This window comes from Paeniroseomonas aquatica, assembly GCF_030409335.1.
Classification (GTDB): domain Bacteria; phylum Pseudomonadota; class Alphaproteobacteria; order Acetobacterales; family Acetobacteraceae; genus Belnapia; species Belnapia aquatica.
Genome location: NZ_JAUFPN010000133.1, coordinates 1 through 17,793, shown reverse-complemented (window position 1 = coordinate 17,793; position 17,793 = coordinate 1). Strand labels below are relative to the sequence as shown.

General features: G+C 74.2%; 13 protein-coding genes. 3 read left to right on the top strand and 10 right to left on the bottom strand.

Annotation, left to right across the window (positions count from 1 at the left end; all coding sequences use genetic code 11):
* Positions 1–95 precede the first annotated feature (95 nt).
* The 3 genes from QWZ14_RS12215 to QWZ14_RS12205 form a co-directional block, all read right to left on the bottom strand.
* Entirely contained in the window at positions 96–3,854 is a 3,759-nt protein-coding gene (locus QWZ14_RS12215) for a cellulose synthase subunit BcsC-related outer membrane protein (protein ID WP_290316948.1), read from the bottom strand.
* Position 3,855: 1 nt separating this feature from the next.
* The gene (gene bcsA, locus QWZ14_RS12210) at positions 3,856–9,231 is read right to left on the bottom strand and encodes a UDP-forming cellulose synthase catalytic subunit (protein ID WP_290316947.1); all 5,376 of its coding nucleotides are present in this window, start codon (positions 9,229–9,231) and stop codon (positions 3,856–3,858) included.
* A gap of 16 nt (positions 9,232–9,247) precedes the next feature.
* Positions 9,248–9,823 carry a hypothetical protein gene (locus QWZ14_RS12205; RefSeq protein ID WP_290316946.1) on the bottom strand — a complete coding sequence of 192 codons (576 nt, stop codon included), beginning with the start codon at positions 9,821–9,823 and terminating at the stop codon, positions 9,248–9,250.
* Positions 9,824–10,080: 257 nt separating this feature from the next.
* Here QWZ14_RS12205 and QWZ14_RS12200 point away from each other — a divergent pair, with 257 nt between their 5' ends.
* Both QWZ14_RS12200 and QWZ14_RS12195 read left to right on the top strand, forming a co-directional pair.
* The gene (locus tag QWZ14_RS12200; RefSeq protein ID WP_290316945.1) at positions 10,081–10,224 is read left to right on the top strand and encodes a hypothetical protein; all 144 of its coding nucleotides are present in this window, start codon (positions 10,081–10,083) and stop codon (positions 10,222–10,224) included.
* A 71-nt stretch (positions 10,225–10,295) separates the two neighbouring features.
* The gene (locus tag QWZ14_RS12195; protein WP_290316944.1) at positions 10,296–10,943 is read left to right on the top strand and encodes a TVP38/TMEM64 family protein; all 648 of its coding nucleotides are present in this window, start codon (positions 10,296–10,298) and stop codon (positions 10,941–10,943) included.
* A 3-nt stretch (positions 10,944–10,946) separates the two neighbouring features.
* On the opposite strand, the gene QWZ14_RS12190 is transcribed toward QWZ14_RS12195, so the two are convergent.
* The 6 genes from QWZ14_RS12190 to QWZ14_RS12165 form a co-directional block, all read right to left on the bottom strand.
* A complete protein-coding gene (locus tag QWZ14_RS12190) occupies positions 10,947–11,726 on the bottom strand; it encodes an SDR family NAD(P)-dependent oxidoreductase (RefSeq protein WP_290316942.1) in 780 nt (259 codons plus the stop codon).
* A complete protein-coding gene (locus tag QWZ14_RS12185; protein WP_290316941.1) occupies positions 11,723–12,679 on the bottom strand; it encodes an alpha/beta hydrolase in 957 nt (318 codons plus the stop codon). The genes QWZ14_RS12190 and QWZ14_RS12185 overlap by 4 nt, the downstream gene beginning before the upstream one ends.
* 4 nt (positions 12,680–12,683) lie before the next feature.
* Entirely contained in the window at positions 12,684–13,466 is a 783-nt protein-coding gene (locus QWZ14_RS12180) for an alpha/beta fold hydrolase (RefSeq protein ID WP_290316940.1), read from the bottom strand.
* Positions 13,467–13,476: 10 nt separating this feature from the next.
* Positions 13,477–14,736, bottom strand: a complete 1,260-nt coding sequence (locus QWZ14_RS12175; RefSeq protein ID WP_290316939.1) for an LLM class flavin-dependent oxidoreductase — start codon at positions 14,734–14,736, stop codon at positions 13,477–13,479.
* Between the two features lie 115 nt (positions 14,737–14,851).
* Entirely contained in the window at positions 14,852–15,763 is a 912-nt protein-coding gene (locus QWZ14_RS12170; protein ID WP_408903675.1) for a CDP-alcohol phosphatidyltransferase family protein, read from the bottom strand.
* Positions 15,760–16,449 carry a phosphatidylserine decarboxylase gene (locus QWZ14_RS12165; protein ID WP_290316938.1) on the bottom strand — a complete coding sequence of 230 codons (690 nt, stop codon included), beginning with the start codon at positions 16,447–16,449 and terminating at the stop codon, positions 15,760–15,762. Before QWZ14_RS12165 ends, QWZ14_RS12170 begins: the two co-directional genes overlap by 4 nt.
* Before the next feature lie 49 nt (positions 16,450–16,498).
* Here QWZ14_RS12165 and QWZ14_RS12160 point away from each other — a divergent pair, with 49 nt between their 5' ends.
* Positions 16,499–16,963, top strand: a complete 465-nt coding sequence (locus tag QWZ14_RS12160; protein WP_290316937.1) for a hypothetical protein — start codon at positions 16,499–16,501, stop codon at positions 16,961–16,963.
* On the opposite strand, the gene QWZ14_RS12155 is transcribed toward QWZ14_RS12160, so the two are convergent.
* A partial coding sequence (locus tag QWZ14_RS12155; protein WP_290316936.1) for a LysM peptidoglycan-binding domain-containing protein occupies positions 16,894–17,793 on the bottom strand: 900 nt, incomplete at its 5' end. The two genes, QWZ14_RS12160 and QWZ14_RS12155, sit on opposite strands and share 70 nt — an antisense overlap.

Sequence of the window (17,793 nt, the reverse complement as noted above, 5' to 3'; positions counted from 1 at the left end):
GCCGGCAGGTATGGGCATCGCGCCCATCCCCGCCGGCCCTTTTTTTTGCCCGGTCGGCCGCAGCTGGGCGGGGGTGGCGGCCGTGCGGGGCTGGCCTAGAAGCGGTTGTTCAGCCGCAGCAGGACCCGGGTCTCGTCGAAATTGGCCGCCTTGTCGTAGCGGAAGGCGCCGCCGAGGCTGAGCTGCGGTGTCAGCGCATAGTCGAGGTCGGCGCGGATGCCGCCGATGAAGCCGTTCTGGGTCTGGCTGGGGAAGCGGGAGACGGTGGCGCCGGTCGGGTCGGCGGCGGCGGCCTGCACCGCCCGTGCCTGCAGCGCCGGGTCGTTCGGGTAGAGGTCGCTCGCATTCTCCCGCCAGTTCACGTAGCCGACGGTGCCGCCGACCCGGTAGCTGAGGTCGCCGACGCGGCTGCGGTACTCCAGCGGGATGTTGATCGCGGCATAGCTCTGCGGGCTGTAGTAGCCGCCCTGGCCGAAGGTGAAGTTGCGCAGGTTCTTGTCGAAGCCGAAGTAGACCAGGTCGATGCCGGTGCTGAGCTCGGTATTGCCCTCGCGGATGATGGGATAGCCGAAGCCGGCGCCCGCCTCGGTCCGGTTGTTGGTGGCGACGTTCTCGCCCTGGTACTGCGAATAGCCGCCGCCGGCGTAGAGATAGCCGCGGCCGACCGGGATCTCGACCTGGCCGCGGCCGCCGGTGCGGGTCACGCCGCCCCAGTAGCGGCCGGTGCCGGGGTCGCGCACCCCGGACCAGGAGAGCAGGCTGTCGGTGATGGCGCGGCGCTCGCCGGTGAAGCGGAAGCGGAGGGTGTCGGTGACCGCCGGGGCGAGCTCGACGCCGCCGAGGATGGCGGTGCTGTGGAAGCCGATCGGCGTGGTGCCGATGTCGGCCTTCAGCCAGTCCGAGGCGGTATAGGCGAGGCCGAAGCCGACGCCCGAGGCCGAGCTGTTGGTGCTGGCGGAATTCGGGTTGATCGTCCCGGTGCCGAAGCGGCGGCGGGTGCCCGGGTCGCTGCCGAGCCGGCCGGCATCGGCGGTGACCGGGCTGATGGTGGCGCTCAGCCGGCCGCCCAGCACGCCCGGCGAGACCGAGGCCTGGAAGGTGCCGGAGATCTCCTGCAGCCGGTCGATGCCGGCCGAGCCGGAGCGGCTGCGGCCGCCGACGGTGCCGAGCACCCGGGGCGCGGTCTGCTCCTCGAGCGCGGCGAGCTGCGCGGCGATGTCGCGTGCCACCGGGTCGCTGGGCAGGGCGACGAACTGCGGCCGGCCCGGCGCGGGCACGCCGCCGCGGGCGAAGGGATTCTCCTGGCCGGGGAAGCTGGAGGGCGGCGCGCCCGCCGCCTGGGCGGTGATGGCGGGACGGCCGAGCTCCTGCTGGCGCTGCGCCGCGGCGGTCTCCAGCGCGCGGCGAGCGCGGCTGTCCTGGCCGAAGGCGCGGGCGACCCGGGCCTCGAGCACCGTGGCCCGGCTGTCCCGCGGCGACAGCGCCAGCCCCTCGGCGACCAGCGCCTCGGCCCGGTCGCGGTCGCGCATGGCGACGGCGGCATCGACCGCGCTGCGCCGGGCATCGAGGTCGCGCGGGTCGCGCGCCAGCACCTGCTCGGTGATGCGCAGCGCCTCGGCCGGGCGGCGGGCGCCCTGGTAGAGCCGGGCGAGGGCCAGCTTCAATTCGGGGCTGTCAGGGTTGGCCGCCAGGGCGGGGCGCAGGCTCTCGAAGGCCTGGGCCTGGTCGCCGGCGTCGTTCAGCCGGTCCGCGGCGCGGACCGCGATGCCGGTGCGGAGCGAGGCGAGGTCGCGCTTCTGCTCGGCCGGCAGGCCGGGCGCGCGCTCGGCGGTATCGGCCAGCGCCGCCGCCTCGGCCTCGAGCCCGGCGCCGAGCAGGGCGCCGGCGATGGCGACCTGGGCGCGCGGCCCGCCGGTGCGGTTCACCGCCTGGCCGATCCGGGCGGCCTCGGCCGCGCCGAAGCGGTCGTTCACCTCGGCGAAGGCGCGGATCACCGCGGCGGCGGTATTGCCCGAGGGATCCGGCCGGGCGGCCAGCATGAGCAGCTGCTGCCGCCCCTCCCCGCCGCCGGCGCGGAGCTGGGCGCTGGCGCGGGCGACCTCGGCCTGGGTGCGGGCGCGCTGCTGCAGCCGGCCCATGTCGGCGCTGCGCCGGGCCGGCGGAATGCGGCCGAGCAGCGCCTCGACATCGGCGGGGCGGCCGTCCTCGTCGGCGAAGAGCGCGGCGGCCATGACGCTGTCGGCGGCGCTGGCCCGCGCCGCCAGCCCCTCGACCAGCGCGAGGCCGCCGCTGGCGCGGCCCTGGCGCCGCAGCGCACGGGCGAGGTCGAGCCGCACCCAGGGGTCGGCCGGCGCCAGGGCGATGGCGTTGCGCAGGATGGCGCTGGCGACGCCGGGGTCGCCGCTGCGGGCGGCCTCCGCGCGCATCTCGGCGGCCTGGGATTCGGCGGCGGACTGCGGGCTGCGCGGCGCCGCCACGGCGATGATCTCGGAGACCCGGCCCTGCGCCCGCAGCGCCTGGTTCAGCCCGGCCTGGGCGGTGACGAAGCCGGGGCGGCGGGCCAGCGCGGTGCGGAAGCGCTGCTCGGCGGCGGCCGGGTCGTTGCGGCGCAGCGCCAGCTCGCCGAGCAGGGTCTCGGCATCGGTCTTGTCCTCGGCCTCGCGCCGGATGGCGCGGCGGAGCACCGCATCGGCCTCGTCCAGCTTGTTGGCCCGCAGCAGGGCGCGGCCCTCGGCCAGCTCGGCGCCGTAGCTGGCGCCGTCGAGCGCACGCTGCCACTGCGCCGCCTTGGCCGGGTCGGCCGCCATGGCGCGCTCCAGCAGGGAGCGGGCCTCGGCCTGCTTGCCCTCGCGCAGCCGGACGACGCCGAGGCCGCCGAGCGCGTCGGCATCGTTCGGGTTGGCGGCGAGCGCGGCCTCGAACTGCCGGGTGGCATCGCGCAGGCCGCCGGATTCCAGGCTGGTGAAGGCGCCGCGGCGGGCCTCGGAGCCGGGATCGGCGGCGGCGCCGGGGCCGGCGGCCAGGCGGGCGGCCTCGATCCGGCGGCGCAGGTCGGCATCGTCGGGGAAGCGGGTGAGGTAGCCCTCGAGCTGCGGCGCCAGGGCCGGGTCGCCGATGCTCCAGAGCAGCGCCTGGCGCCAGGCGCGGCGGGCTTCGGTGGTGACGGCCGGCTGGTCGGCCAGCTCGCCCAGGCGGCGGATGCCCTCGGCCCGGGTGCCGGCCTGGTAGGTCAGGGTCTGGGCATAGGCCAGCCGGGCGCGCGGGTCGGCGTTCTGCCGCTCGGCGATGCGGCCGAGGCCCCGGCGGCCCTCCTCGGCCCCGGCGTCGGTGCCGGCCAGGGTCTGGTAGTATTCCAGGGCGAATTGCTCGGGCGGCCCCTCGGCGCCGAACAGGGCGCGGTAGCGGGAGGCGGCCTCGGCCGACTTGCCGTCGCGGGCAAGCTGGCGGGCGAGGTCGAGGCCGGCGCGGTCGATGCTGGCGCCGCGCACGGCGCTGTCGACCTGGGCGCGCTGCTCCTCGGTGCCGCCGGCGGCCCGCAGCCGGGCGAGGTAGCCGGCGGCGGCGGCGCGGTTGTCGCGCGCCGCCTCCACCCGGGCGGCGACGGCCAGGGCATTGGGGTTGCGCGGGTCGGCCTGCAGCGCCCGCTCGACCGACAGCGCGGCGAGGTCGGCGCGGTCCTGCGCCAGCCAGCGCTCGGCCTGGCGAACCAGCAGGTCGATGCTGGCGCGGCCGGCGGCGGGCGCGCCTGCCGGTGCCTCGGCCAGCGGGGGCAAGGACGCCGGCTGCGCCCAGGCCGGCGCGCAAACCGGGGCGGCGGCCAGGCCGAGGGCCCAGAGGGGTGCGGTGCGGCGCATCCTAGTGCCCCTTCTCGACGGGCGTGCGCGCCCGCAGGCGGTTGATCGCGCGGCGCCGCAGCATCCAGTAGAAGGACCCGCCCATCATCAGCGCCGCCGCCAGCAGCAGCAGCAGGGCGCGCTCGGGGTGGTTGCCGAGCCAGAGCTGCGGCAGCAGCCACCAGGGCAGCGTCCCCACGTCGTAGCGCGGCATGGCGCTGTAGGCCGCCACCGGCCCGCCGGCGAGGATGGCGACATCCCCCTGGATCCGGCGGGACTGCACCGGGTCCCGCAGCGCCTGCGCCATGGCGGCCATGGCGGCCTGGGTCGCCCCGGTGATGGCGACGACGGACTTGCCGGAGGCGAGCGGGCTCTCGGCGCCGATGATGGCGCCCAGCCCCTCCCCGCTGTCGGTGAGCGCCGCGGCGGCGCGGTTGCGGTCGCCGCGGCCGGGCGCGTCGAGGAACAGCGCCCGGACGTCCTGGAAGGCATCCGGCAGGGCCAGCACCAGGCGTTCGCCGTCCAGCTTCACCGGGGTGTCCTTCAGCAGGGTGGCCAGCGCCGGCGCCCGGCCGAGCGCGCCGATGACCAGCAGGTCGCGGTTCGCCACCGAGGGCAGCGCATTCGCATGCACCACCTGCAGCCCGGTGGCGGGCAGGCCCACCAGCACCGAGAGCTGGCCGACCAGGTCGAGGAAGACCTGCATCTCGGTCGCGCTCGGCCGTTCCGGCAGCACCGCAGCGGTACCCGAGAGATCTGCATATTTGGTGAAGGGGAAGCCGGCGGAGGCGAAGAAGCCGAGGTTGGGCATGCGCGCATGGCGGTGGATGCGGCGCAGGTCGATGGTGCTGTCCGGCTCGACCGAGGCGCGCAGGTCGCCCGGCGTCGCCACGCATTCGCCGCGCGCCAGCGGGCGGAGGTCGAAGCGCAGCTGCAGCTCGTCCCGGCCGAGCAGCAGGTAGGAGGGCACCGTCGCATGGCCGCGGCGGACCTCGGCATCGCCGAAGACCTGGCGGCGGAGGTAGTCGAGCGGGCCCCAGAGCTCGCCGGCGCCGAGCGGCAGCGAGCGCAGGTAGGTCTCGGAGACCGAGACGTCGAGCCGCGAGGCGCCGATGTCGACCACCGGGCCGGGCGGGGCGCGGAAGCGGAGGTCCACCGGGAAGCCGCGGTTGCGGAAGGTGAAGATGTCCGGGGAGGTCCGCAGCGGCACGCGGATCGGCGCCGGGGCATAGCCGGCGCCCTGCAGGTCGGCGCGCTCGACCAGGCTGCCGAGGGTGACCACGCGGTCCGTCGCCACCCAGCGCGGCGCGTCGTAGGGCTGGCGCGGCGCGATGCTGGGCTGCACCACCCGCGCCACCTCGCCCGACAGCGCCGCCCGGCCGACGGCCAGCGCGGCGGCGGCGGCGGCGGCCTCCGGCTCGGTGCGGCCGCCGACCACCAGCAGGGTGCCGTAGCTGTCGTTCGGGTTGGCGACCATGGCGATGGTCGGCCCCTCGAACCGCGGCAGGGCGAGGCCGGGGATGGCGTCCGAGCCGACCGCGATGACCAGCGCGTCGCCGCGCGGCGGCGGCGCCCGGTCCACCGGGAAGGTGGCGCCGCGGTAGTCCGCCTGCACCGCGAACCAGGAGGCGGCGACGGCGGCGGCGCGCAGCCCGGCAGGGCCGGTGCCCTCGGCCAGCACCACCGGCAGGGTCAGGGCGCCGCGCAGCACCCGGCGGTCGAACAGCGGCTCCGGCAGCCGGGCCAAGTCGCGCTGCGGCGGCAGCCGCTCGATCCGCATGGCGACGGTCGAGAGGTCGGAGACGGTGGCCCAGAGCAGGCCGGAGAGCGGGTCGTTGCACTCGACCGCGTAGCGGCCGGAGAAACGGAAGTTCAGCCGGTTGATCTCGCTGAAGAACAGCGGGTCGAGCGGGAAGTCGAGCGGGCCGAAGGACTGCCGGGCCGGATCGGCCGGCACGGTGCCGACGAACTGGTCGTTCAGCGAGATGGTGATCTGCGACAGCGCCGGGATCAGCGCCGGGGAGGTGCCGCCGGCCAGCGACAGCCGGGCCTCGGTCACCACCTCGTCGGCGCGCAGGCCGAACTGCACGCCCTGCAGGTCGGAGACGCCGCGCAGCTGCATCGGCCCGCCGAGGCCGAGCTCGCGCAGGGTGGGGCGGATCTCGCGCACCCCGTCCACCGCCTCCGGCGGGAAGGCGCGGCCGGGCGCGGCCTGGGCCGGGATCGGCGCCGGCGCGGCCGGCAGCTGCGCCGCCAGGCCGGGCGGCGGGCTGAGCGAGGGCAGCGGCTGGCGCGACTGGGCCAGGGCCTCCGGCGCCAGCAGCAGCAGGCCGAGCACGGCGCCGGCGGCGGTCGCGGCGATGCGCGGGCGGCGCGGCTCGACCACGTCGGAGATGCGGACCGGGGCGGCCTGGGCGGCGCCGGCCGGGACCGGGCGCTGCACCAGCTGCTTCGGGAAGGCGATGCGGTACTTGCGGAAGACCGCGTCGGCGGTGGCCAGCACCACGTTCAGCAGCGAGCGCAGCGGCCGGTCCACCGGCCAGTCGTCCCAGTGCAGCCAGGCGTCCGGCCGGCCGAAGAAGAGCCGGGCGACGGCGGCTTCCTGGGCCAGGTTGTCGACCACGAAGCGCAGGAAGACCTCGTCGTGCACCCAGCGCAGCACCTCGGCCTCGACCTCGATGACCTCGCCGCAGGTCTCGAAGGCGACCATGGCGCGGTCGCCGTCGGCGGCGCCGAGCGGCCGGGCCAGGGTGATGCGGGCGCCGGAGAGCGAGATGTTCGAGCTGTGGGCCTTGATGGCCTCGCCGCTGGCCAGCTTCAGCGTGGCCGGGACCACCGCGTCGGTGCGGGCGCGGACGCGCATCTGCTCGCGCTCGCGGCCCACCGCGACGGCCGCCGAAGCGGGGATCACGCAGAGCCCGGCCCAGATGGTGTTCAGCAGGTAGGCGCGATACTCCAGCGTGCTGCTGTCGGTGATGATGATGCCGACGATCCCTATGCCGAGGCCGATGAGCAGCAGCCCGGTGAGGATCACCATGGGCAGCACCATGGGCAGGTCGAGGTAGCCCTCCTCGACCATGCCGCCCTTGTCGGTGACGTTGAACTTGCCCTTGGTCGGGTCCCACAGCGTCTTGAAGGTGACGGGGATCAACGGCCAGGCGAGCGAGGCCTCGTAGATCTCGGACCAGAAGGAGTGGCGGTGCTTGCCGTTCAGCCGCGCGGTGGTGGCGACGGCGTGGAACATGTGCGAGCCGGCATAGGCGATGATGCCGAGCGGGCTGGCGGCGATGACGCTCTCGCCGAAGAAGAGGAAGGCGAGCGGCGAGGTGAGGAAGATCAGGCGGGGGATCGCGAACAGGAAGCCGAAGCCGCCCATGAAGTAGCAGAGCCGCTGCCAGTTGTTCAGGCCCTTGGCCACGATGGTCTTCTCGAGCCGCATGATCTGCATCATGCCGCGGGCCCAGCGCAGCCGCTGGCCGATGTGCAGCGCGAGGCGCTCCGTCGCCAGGCCCGAGGCCAGCGGCAGGCGGATGTAGGCGGTGTGCCAGCCGCGCTTCTGCATCAGCAGGGAGCAGTGGCAATCCTCGGTGACGGTGATGTGGGGGACGCCGCCGACCTCCTCGAGCGCGGTGCGGCGGATGACGGCGCACGACCCGCAGAAGAAGGCGGCGTTCCAGAGGTCGTTGCCCGGCTGGATGGCGCCGTAGAACAGCAGGCCTTCGTTGGGCACCGGCCGCTTGCGGGCCAGGTTCCGCTCGAAGGGATCGGGCGAGTAGAAGTAGTGCGGGGTCTGCACCATGGAGATGCGGGCGTCGCGCACCAGCCAGCCGACGGTGAGCTGGAGGAAGGACCGCGTCGGTGCGTGGTCGCAGTCGAAGATGGCGATGAACTCGCCCTTGGTGTGGCGCAGACAGTGGTTGATGTTGCCGGCCTTGGCGCCGAGGTTGTCCGGGCGGATGACGTAGCCGCAGCCGCTGTCCTCGGCGAATTGGCGGAATTCCGGGCGGCGGCCGTCGTCGAGGATGTAGACGTTCAGCTTGTCCCGCGGCCAGTCCATGCTCATCGCCGCCAGCACGGTCGGCCGCACCAGGTCGAGCGATTCGTTGTAGGAGGGCACGTAGACGTCGATGGTCGGCCAGAGGCGCGGGTCGGCCGGCAGCGGCACCGGCTTGCGGTCCAGCGGCCAGGCGGTCTGCAGGTAGGAGAGCGACATCAGCAGCCCGGCGTAAAGCTCGGCCATGAACAGCAGGCCGCCGAGCACGATCTGCGGGACGGTCTCGAATTCCAGCGTCTCGGTCGCCCGCCAGAACAGGTAGCGGGAGGTGATGGCGATGGACATCACCACCAGCACCAGCCCGATCCGGCGCGACTTCAGGCGGTTCAGCGCGAGGAAGGCGATGATGCCGCCGGCGGTCAGCAGCGCCTGCTGCTCCGCCTGCATCGGCAGGGTGACGAAGACCAGGCAGCCGAACAGGCCGAGGGCGACCAGCGCGCCGCGCAGCAGCCGGTCGCGCGGGGCGGGCGGCATGGGGAAGGCAGCGGCGTCGCTCATCGGAGGCCCCAGTCGGACAGTGCGGAGAAGCCGCTGCGGCGGCGGGCGNCCGCTGCGGCGGCGCCCGCCGGCTGCGCCGCCGAGCGGCAGGCGCAGCCGGGCGGCGATGGCGTCGGCCACGGCGCCGAGGTCCTCGGCGGCGGGGCCGTCGTGCGGGTCGAGCAGCATGCGCTTGTCGCCCAGCGCCTCGGTCACCGCCTCGTCGCGGCAGACGGCGCCGATGAGCCGGGCGCCCAGCGCCTCGGCGGCGCCGTCGAAGACCGCGCTGGCGAGGGGGGCGTCGAGGTCGACTTGGTTCATGACCACCACGGCGCGTTCCCCGGCGCGGCTGGCCAGCCGGCCGCGGCCGAGCCAGCGATTGGTCATGATGGCCGGGATCTGCGCCGCGCTGGCGGAATCGGCCAGCAGCACCACCACCACGAGGTCGACCATGGGCAGCAGGGCGCCCATCGCCGGGGACGGGCCCGGGGGGCTGTCGACCACCACCACCAGGTCGGGGTCGGCCAGCATCTCCCGCACCGGGCCGGCCAGGAGTTCGGGGGTCTGGTAGAGCGCCTGGGCGGTGTCGAGCTGGGTCATCGGATCGACCGTGCCATAGGGCAGGACCCGGACCCCGGCGCGGGTCTCGACCGCCGCCTGGCGCCAAGCCGGGCGGCGGGCGATCTCGCCGAGGAAGCCGGCCTCGTCCCGGTAGGACAGGCCGAACTGCAGGCGCAGCGCATTCTGCGGGTCGAGGTCGATGGCGAGGACGCGGTGGCCCCGCTGGGCCAGCAGCGCGGCGACATGGGCGGCGAGCGTGGTCTTGCCGACGCCGCCCTTGGGGGAAACGAATGCGATCAGAGGCATCTTGCCGCGGCGTCCCTTATCGTGGCCAGGCGCGGCGTGGCCGGGTGCCGCGCGGCGGAGTACCGGGTGCGCGCAGCGGGGCGCCGGCCAGTGGCCGCTGCGAGAGGGTGTCGAAGGGTGCGGCGGGCTCCGGCGGATAGGCCGCCTTCAGCGCCGGCATGGCCGGGCGCGGGCCGGGCCGGTACGGCGGCGGGGATGCTTCGGCCTCCGGCGCGGCCTGGTCCAGGGCGAGGTCCTGCAGCATGCGGTAGCGGTGCGGCTCGGCCTCCCGCGGCGGGGCCGGGCGGGGCGGGGGCGACCAGGGCAGCGCCGCGGCCGGTTCGGCCCGGTGCCTCCGGGCCATGGCCGGCTCGGGCGCGGCTTCCGGCACCGGCACCGGCGGAGCGGCCGGCGGGGGCGCGGCCGCCAGGACGGGCGGCGCGGCGGGCTCGGCGGCCGGCGGCGGCTCGGCCACCGGTTCCGCCACGGCCTCGGCGGCGGGCTCCACCGCGACCATGATCGGCACCGGGTCGAAGGGAATGCCGGCGAAGGGGAGGTAGCGGAAGGCCCTGAGGTCGCAGGCAGCAGCCACCCTTGCGATTTCACGCTCCATGGTCGAACAGCCCCCGAGAACCTTCCACCATAGTGTATAGCCTTCCCTCGCGCTCGACCACTTGCACGAAGGGTGTTTCCGCCTCGTTAGCGAGTTTGCCGAGCGGCTCACCGCACTGGATACACCCTGGACGAGTAATGCTATCATGGCATGCACCCTGTGGGTGGTGGCCCGGGCGCCACGCCGACCAACAATCGACAGCGGCCCTGGACGTCCCGGGACGCCGCTCCCACGTCTCAACCCAGGAGGATCAGCCGGTGTCGGACATGATCGAGGCAAGCCCCATCACCACCCGCCATGGCCAGGCCGGCACCACCGGGCTGCTGCGCTACCTGCTCGGCAGCGCGACGGCCCTGGGCCTGCTGTTCGGCATGTTCCTGCTCGCCGGCTTCCAGTTCTGAGCGAGGCCGGCTCGCGCGGCGCCCGCCTGCTGCGGGACCGCCGGCTATGGCTGGGACTCGGCGCGGTCGCGGTGATCCTCGGGCTGCGGTTCTCCGGGCTGGGCGGGCTGCTGTCGCTCGAGACGCTGCGGACGCACCGGGCCGAACTCACCGGCTGGGTCGGCGGCAACCTGCCGCTGGCGGCGCTGGGCTTCGTGCTGGCCTATGCCGCGGCGGTCGCCTTCTCGGTGCCGGGCGCGGTCATCCTGACGCTGACCGGCGGCTTCCTGTTCGGTGCGCTGCTCGGGACGCTGCTCAGCGTGGTGGGAGCGACCTGCGGCGCGGTGCTGGTCTTCCTCTTTGCCCGGGCGATCTTCGGCGAGGCGGCGCTCGAGCGGTTCGGCGAGCGCGGGCGGAGCCTGGCCGAGGGCATCCGGCGCAACGCCTGGTCCTACCTGCTGGTGCTGCGGCTGGTGCCGCTGTTCCCCTTCTTCCTGGTCAACCTGGTGCCGGCCTTCGTCGGCGTCCGGCTGCCGGTCTATGCGCTGACCACCCTCTTCGGGATCCTGCCGGGCACGGCGGTCTTCAGCCTCTCGGGCGCCGGGCTGGGCTCGGTGCTGGATTCGGGCGGCGAGCTCGAGCTGCGGAGCATCCTGACGCCGCAGATCATCGGGGCGCTGCTCGGGCTGGCGGCGCTGTCGCTCGCCGCCATCCCGCTGAAGAACCGCTTCGCCAGATAGGGCCTACAGGGCGGTGTAGCCGCCATCCACGGTCCAGGCGGAGCCGGTGACGAAGCTGGCGCGGTCGGAGCACATCCAGACCACCGCCTCGGCGATCTCCTCCGGCTTGCCCATGCGGCCGAGCGCGGTGCGGCCGATGATCCGCTCGCCGCGGCGGCGCATGGTGTCCTCGGTCATCGGCGTCTCGATGTAGCCGGGGCAGACCGCGTTCACCCGGATGCCCTCGCCGGCATGGTCGAGGGCGGCGGCCTTGGTCAGGCCGATGACGCCATGTTTGCTGACGACATAGGCGGCCGCGCCGGGCCCTGCGACCAGCCCCATGATCGAGGCGGTGTTGACGATGGCGCCGCCGCCCTGGGTCCGCATCTGCGCCACCTCATGCCGCAGGCAGCGCCAGACGCCGGTGAGGTTGACGTCGAGCATGCGGGCCCAGGCCGGCTCCTCCATGTCGGCCACCGGCACGCCGGCGGAGTTGAGCTGGTAGGGGGCGATGCCGGCGTTGTTGAAGGCGCAGTCGAGCCCGCCGAAGGCGGCGACGGCGGCGGCGACCATGGCCTTCACCGCGGCATCGTCGGTGACGTCGACCGCGATGGCGACCGCCTCGCCCCCCTGGGCCTCGATGGCGGCGACGGTGCGCTGGGCGCCTTCGAGCGTGAGGTCGGCAGCGGCGACCCAGGCGCCCTCGCGGGCGAAGGCGAGCGCCGCGGCGCGGCCGATGCCGGAGGCGGCGCCGGTGATCAGCGCCGACTTGCCGTCGAGCATGCCCTTCCTCGGGGTGGTCATGCGGCGTCGCCGTATTGCCAGTGATAGGCCAGCGACAGCGCGGCGTGGCGGAGCGCGAGGTCCGAGGCGGGGATGAACTTGCCCATGGTCAGGAAGGCGTGGATCTGGTCGGCCATGTGGACCTGGGTGACGCGGACGCCGTCCTCCTCCAGCCGCCGGGCATAGGCGAGGCCCTCGTCGACCAGCGGGTCGTAGCCGGCGGTCATGACATAGGCGGTCGGCGTGCCCGCGAGGCTGGCGGCGCGCAGCGGCGAGGCCTGCCATTCGTAGCGGCGGGCCCGGTCCGGAACGTAGTGCTCGACGAACCAGCGCATGGTCTGGTCGGTGAGGATCAGCCCCTCGGTGAAGCGCTCATAGGCCGGGCGGCGGGCGGCCATGTCGGTCGCGGGGTAGAGCAGCATCTGGAAGCCGACGGCGGGCACGTCGCCGTCGCGGCCCATCAGCGCCAGCACGGCGGCGAGGTTGCCGCCGGCGCTGTCGCCGCCGACCGCGAGGCGGGACGGGTCGATGCGGAGGCGCCCGGCATTGGCCGCGACCCAGCGCAGCGCCGCGGCGCTGTCCTCGACCGCGGCGGGGTAGAGGTGCTCGGGCGCCATCCGGTAGTCGACCGCGATGACGCAGCAGCGGGCGGCATTGGCCAGCGTGCGGCAGGGCTGGTCGTGGCTGTCGAGATCGCCGATGACCCAGCCGCCGCCATGCAGGAACAGCAGGCAGGGCAGGATCTCGGTCGCGTCGGTGCCGGCGGCGCGGTAGCGGCGCAGCGGGATGGGGCCGGCCGGGCCGGGGCAGGTCAGGTCCTCGACCTCGGCCACCGCCTCGCCGTCCGGCTGCAGCACGCTGCGCGACTTGGCGGAGGCGGCGCGGGCCTCCTCCGGGCTGAGGGTATGGAGGGGCGGGCGGCCCAGCTCCTTGATGAGTTGCAGGACGCGGAGCGCGCCGGGATCGATGGGCATGGGGTCAGCCTATCCAGGACAGGATTGCGGAGGCGACGGCATCGGGCTGGTCGAGCTCGGCCAGGTGCCCGGCGCTGGGGATGATGCGGGTCTCGTGCGGGCCGCCGAGCAGCCCGGCGATGCGGCCGGCGTAGCTGCGCGGCAGGATGCGGTCGGCCTCGCCCCAGAGGAGGAGGGTCGGCGCGGTGATCAGCGGCAGGCGCTTCTCCAGGCGGGTATTGCCGAGCGGCCAGAAGATGCGGGCGGCGGCCTCGGTGGCGCGGGTCTGCTCGATCGGCCATTCCACCGAATTGGCGCCCTCCGGCATGGCCTTCAGCGCCTTCCAGGTCTCGGGGTCGGCGCAGAGCAGCCCGGGGACGCGGTCGGCGCGCTGGGCCCAGGGGTCGGTCGGGGGATCGGATTCGTCGAACAGGCCGAAGGGCGCGGTCAGCACCAGGCGGCGGACCGAGGCGGGCCAGAGCGCGGCCATCTCGGCGGCCAGCGAGCCGCCGATGGAACTGCCGGCGAGGTCGGCGCCCTCGAGCCCGGCGGCGAGCAGGAGCTGCCGGGTGGCGACCAGCCAGTCGAGGTGGCTGTCCAGCACGCTGTGGCCGCGGTCGCCGCCGGGGAAGCCGGGCAGCGAGGGGACGATGACGCTGCGGTGCTCGGCCAGCCTATCGAGGAAGGGGGTCCAGCGCGGCAGGCCGCCGAAGCCGGCGAGGATGCCGAGCGGCGCCCCCCTGCCCTTCCGCCAGACACGCGTCGGGAAGCCGTTGAGGTCAACGGTCTGCACCTCGGGCTCGCTCATCCCGGCCGGCCTATTCGGCGGCCAGGTTGGTGACCGGCGCGCGCTCGCCGGCGGCCATCGGCTGCGGCCACCAGCGGTCCTCCCATTCGGCGAAGCGGGTCTTCAGCCGCGGCATCACCTGCTCGGCGAAGAGCTTGGTGTTGTAGTTGGTGAGGTCCTTGTTCATGTTGCCGAACTGCATCAGCACCATGAGGTGGCCGACGTTGAGGTCGTCGGCCAGCGCGTTGAGCTGGTCCACCACCTCGTCCGGGGAGCCGATGACGACGTAGCCGCGGTCGACGAAGTCGGCCATGGTCAGGGCGCGGTTGGTCTTGTCGCCCATGATCAGCGTCTGCGCATTCGCCGCCTTCTTCACCATGCTCTCGAGCCCGGCGCGCTGCGTCGCCTCCGTGCTGTAGCCGGCGGGCGAGGCGAAGCGCGGGTCGACGTGGAGGCAGCGGTTGAAGAAATACTCGGCGGCCTCGGTGTAGAGCTCGATGGCCTGCTCGCGCGTCTCGGCGACGGCGATGACCTGGGCGAAGCCGGCGCGATAGGGGTTCCGGTCCTTGCCGAGCCGGTCCATCTCGGCCCAGAAGCCGTCCATGGTCGCCTTGCCGGCCTTGTAGCCGTAGTAGGACAGGTAGCAGTAGACGTAGTCCATCTCGGCGCACCACTGCCAGGTTTCGACGCTGCCGCCGCCGGGGATCCAGATGGGCGGATGCGGCTGCTGCAGCGGGCGTGGCCAGATGTTCACGTAGCGCTGCTGGTTGTAGCGGCCGTTGAAGGCGAAGGTATCCTTCTCCGTCCAGGCCTTGATGACCAGGTCATGCGCCTCGAGGTAGCGCTCGCGCAGCTGGCTCGGGTTCTGGCCATAGGCGAAGCAGGTGTCCATCGGCGTGCCGACCGGGAAGCCGGCGATCAGGCGGCCACCGCTGATGACGTCCAGCATGGCGAATTCCTCGGCCACGCGGGTCGGCGGGTTGTAGAGGGCGAGGCTGTTGCCGAGGACGCAGATCGGCACGTCCCGGGTGCGGCGCGCCAGCGTCGAGGCGATCAGGTTCGGGCTCGGCATCAGCCCGTAGCCGTTCGAGTGGTGCTCGTTCACGCAGATGGCGTCGTAGCCGCAGTCGGCGGCGTATTCGAGCTCATCCATGAAGTCGTTGTACATGAGGTGGGCGCGCTTCGGGTCGAAGAGCGAGGAGTGGATATCGACCCAGACCGAGGGATGCGCCTCGCGGAAATCCTCGGGGAGTTCCGTGTAGGGCATGAGGTGGAACCACATCAGCTTCATGGCAGGCCCCTCCGGGGGTTGCGGGCGGGTCGTGCCGCCTTCTCTGCCGCAAAGCCTAGCTGGCTACCGGATGGGGGGAAAGGCCGAAGCGCAGGCCTTCACCCCGATGCCGCAGTCAGCCGGTCGCCTCCTCCGGGTCGGCCGCGACCGGCTCCAGCCGGGAATCCGCCTCGCGCTTCAGCCGGTGGTAGCTGCGGGCGGAGAAGGGCAGCATGCCGGCGTAGATCAGCCCGCCGGTGGCGAGCGCCGCCCAGGGCTCGGTCAGCATGATCGCGACATAGGCGCCGATGCCGAGCAGCAGCGGCAGCACGTAGTCCGCCCGGACCTTGAAGTTCTTGAAGCTCCAGGTCGGCAGGGTCGAGACCATCAGCCCGCCGACCACCACCAGCAGGGTGCCGACGAAGACCGGGTGGCGCACCGCCCCGGCCAGCTTCACCCAGCCCCAGTCCTGCAGCACCAGCGCCGCGAACAGCGGGAACAGCACCAGCCCGGCCCCGGCCGGCGCCGGCACGCCGGTGAAGAAATTCTGCGAATAGGCCGGGGCCGGCGGCGGCCCGCCCAGCGCGAGCGCCGGTGCATCCGACAGCGAGGCGTTGAAGCGCGCCAGCCGCAGCGCCGAGCAGACCGCGAACAGCAGGCAGGGGGCGAAGCCCAGGCCGCGCCCGTCGTGCAGGGTCCAGAGGAACAGGATCAGCGCCGGGGCGACGCCGAAGCAGAGGAAGTCGGACAGGCTGTCGAATTCGGCGCCGAACCGGCTGGTCGCCTTCAGCAGCCGCGCCAGCCGGCCGTCCAGCGCATCGATCGCGGCGCAGACCACGATGAGGACGGCGGCCTTCTCCCACTGCGCATCGAGGGCGAAGCGGATGGCGGTCAGCCCGGCGCAGAGGCCGAGCAGGGTCAGGATATTGGGGATGAGCCGGTTGAAGCTGGGCCCCGTGTAGCGCGGCCGGGTCCGCAGCCGGCCGCGGAGGCCGGAGCGGCCGCCCGGGCCGCGACCCGGCCTGGACCCGGGGTCCGTCCCGCTCACAGCGCCAGCTTCGGCGGGGTGAGGTCGGCGATGATGGTCTCGCCGCCGATCATCGTCTGGCCTTCCATCACGCCGGGACGGATGCCTTCCGGCAGGTAGACGTCGGTGCGGCTGCCGAAGCGGATGATGCCGAAGCGGTCGCCGGCCTGGACCGTGTCGCCCTCCCGGAGGTCGCAGAGGATGCGGCGGGCGATCAGCCCGGCGATCTGCACCACCGCGAGGTCGCGGCCATCGGTGAGGCGGATGGCGATGGCGTTGCGCTCGTTGTCGACGCTGGCCTTGTCGAGGTTGGCGCTGAGGTACTTGCCGTGGCGATAGGCGATGCGGGTGACGGTGCCACTGGCCGGCACCCGGTTCACGTGCACGTCCATCACCGAGAGGAAGATGGCGACGCGCCAGCGCGGCGCCGGGCCGAGGCCGAGTTCCTCCGGCGGGACCGCCTGGACGATGCTGACGATGTGCCCGTCGGCCGGGGCGACGACCACGTTCTCGCGCTCCGGCGCCACGCGGGTCGGGTCGCGGAAGAAGTAGAGGCAGAACAGGACGAAGATCAGCCCCAGCCAGAACAGCCAGGCGCCGAGCAGCAGCCCGCCGAGGACCGCGACCGCCGCGCCGATGAGAAGGAAGGGCCGGCCCGCCGGATGCGGCGGGGCGAGCACGATCTGCAGACTTTGTCCAAGGGCCATGGGCGCGGTTTATGGTGTGTTCATGCCTGTGCGGCAAGCTGTGCCGGTGATGCAAAGCCCTTCCACGCCCAACCCGGCCCGGGGCCTGACCCTCGGGCCCTTCGCCGTCGACCGGGACGGCACCCTGCAGCCGCGGGAGGCCGGGGTGCGGCCGGCGATGCAATTCGCCTGGCGCGGCCGCCGGTGCGAGGCCCTGCTCTCGCCCGAAGCGGTGCGCCTCGCCGCGGTCGCGGCCCGCATCCCCTCCACCGCCGAATCCGGGGCGGACCGGCCGCAGGCCTTCGAGGCCATGGCCGCCCTCCCGGCCAGCCTGCCGCCGGGCTGGCAGGCCCGGCTGCTGCCGGACCACCGCATCCTGCTGGAATCCCACGCCGCCCTGCCGGAGCCGCCGACCGCGACCGAGCTGGTCGCCGCCATGGTCCGCTTCGCCCTGGCGATGGACCCCTACCTCGACCGGTTGGAGACGGCCTGCGGCGGCGCCTCGTCCGGCACGCTGAACACCTGGCCGGGGTAGATCCGCCCGGGATCGCGGATCTGGTCCCGGTTGGCGGCATAGATCACGGTGTAGCGCAGGCCGCGGCCATAGACCCGACGGGCGATCCGCCAGAGGCTGAGGCCCGGCTGGACGATGATGCGGCCGTCGCGGAGGGCCTCGTCGCGGAAGGCCTCGTCGGCCCTGGCGTCGCGCAGGAAGGGCAGCTCGAGCCGCGCGGCCACCGTGCCGGCGGCGGCGAGCTGGTCCACCCGCAGGGTATGGCGGCCGATGGCGGGCGGCTGCTCCGGCGTCAGGGTCCAGCGGCCGGCGGCATCGGCGACCGCATCGCCGGCATGCTGCGCCCCGACATAGACCCGGAGCCGGGCGCCGGGCGGCGCGCTGCCGGCGAAGCGCATGCCCCCGGCCTCGTCGTAATCTACCACGTCGAGCCAGAGCCGGCGGGGGCCGGGCTGCGGCACCGCCTCGCCCTGCAGCGGGCGCGGGGCGGCCGCCGCCGTGGTCGGGGGCAGCAGCACGGCCAGGGCCTCGGCCCCGGGCGGCGCCGGGCCCCGGGGATGCGGGGCGCCCGGCGGCGGCTCCGGCACCAGCAGCAGCACGGTCTCGGCGGACGGCACCGGCGCCGCCCCGGCGAGGCGCGCCAGCAGCGACAGCTCCCGCAGGCCGGGGGGCAGCGGGTCGCCCGGCAGGATGACCCATTCGCCGTGGCCATCGGCCCGGGCGTGGCCGAGGTCGCGGCCGGACTCGAGCAGCGTGACCTCGGCGCCGGGCGCGGCGCGGCCGGCGGCGACCAGCATGCCGCGGGCGCCCACCCGGGCGACATCGAAGCGCGGCGCCGGCTCGGGCGGCGC

Excerpts from the sequence above, each read along its gene's own strand:
- QWZ14_RS12215 (WP_290316948.1), bottom strand. The coding sequence starts at position 3,854 with ATGCGCCGCACCGCACCCCTCTGGGCCCTCGGCCTGGCCGCCGCCCCG.
- QWZ14_RS12205 (WP_290316946.1), bottom strand. The coding sequence starts at position 9,823 with ATGGAGCGTGAAATCGCAAGGGTGGCTGCTGCCTGCGACCTCAGGGCC.
- QWZ14_RS12190 (WP_290316942.1), bottom strand. The coding sequence starts at position 11,726 with ATGACCACCCCGAGGAAGGGCATGCTCGACGGCAAGTCGGCGCTGATC.
- QWZ14_RS12185 (WP_290316941.1), bottom strand. The coding sequence starts at position 12,679 with ATGCCCATCGATCCCGGCGCGCTCCGCGTCCTGCAACTCATCAAGGAG.
- QWZ14_RS12180 (WP_290316940.1), bottom strand. The coding sequence starts at position 13,466 with ATGAGCGAGCCCGAGGTGCAGACCGTTGACCTCAACGGCTTCCCGACG.
- QWZ14_RS12175 (WP_290316939.1), bottom strand. The coding sequence starts at position 14,736 with ATGAAGCTGATGTGGTTCCACCTCATGCCCTACACGGAACTCCCCGAG.
- QWZ14_RS12165 (WP_290316938.1), bottom strand. The coding sequence starts at position 16,449 with ATGGCCCTTGGACAAAGTCTGCAGATCGTGCTCGCCCCGCCGCATCCG.
- QWZ14_RS12160 (WP_290316937.1), top strand. The coding sequence starts at position 16,499 with ATGCAAAGCCCTTCCACGCCCAACCCGGCCCGGGGCCTGACCCTCGGG.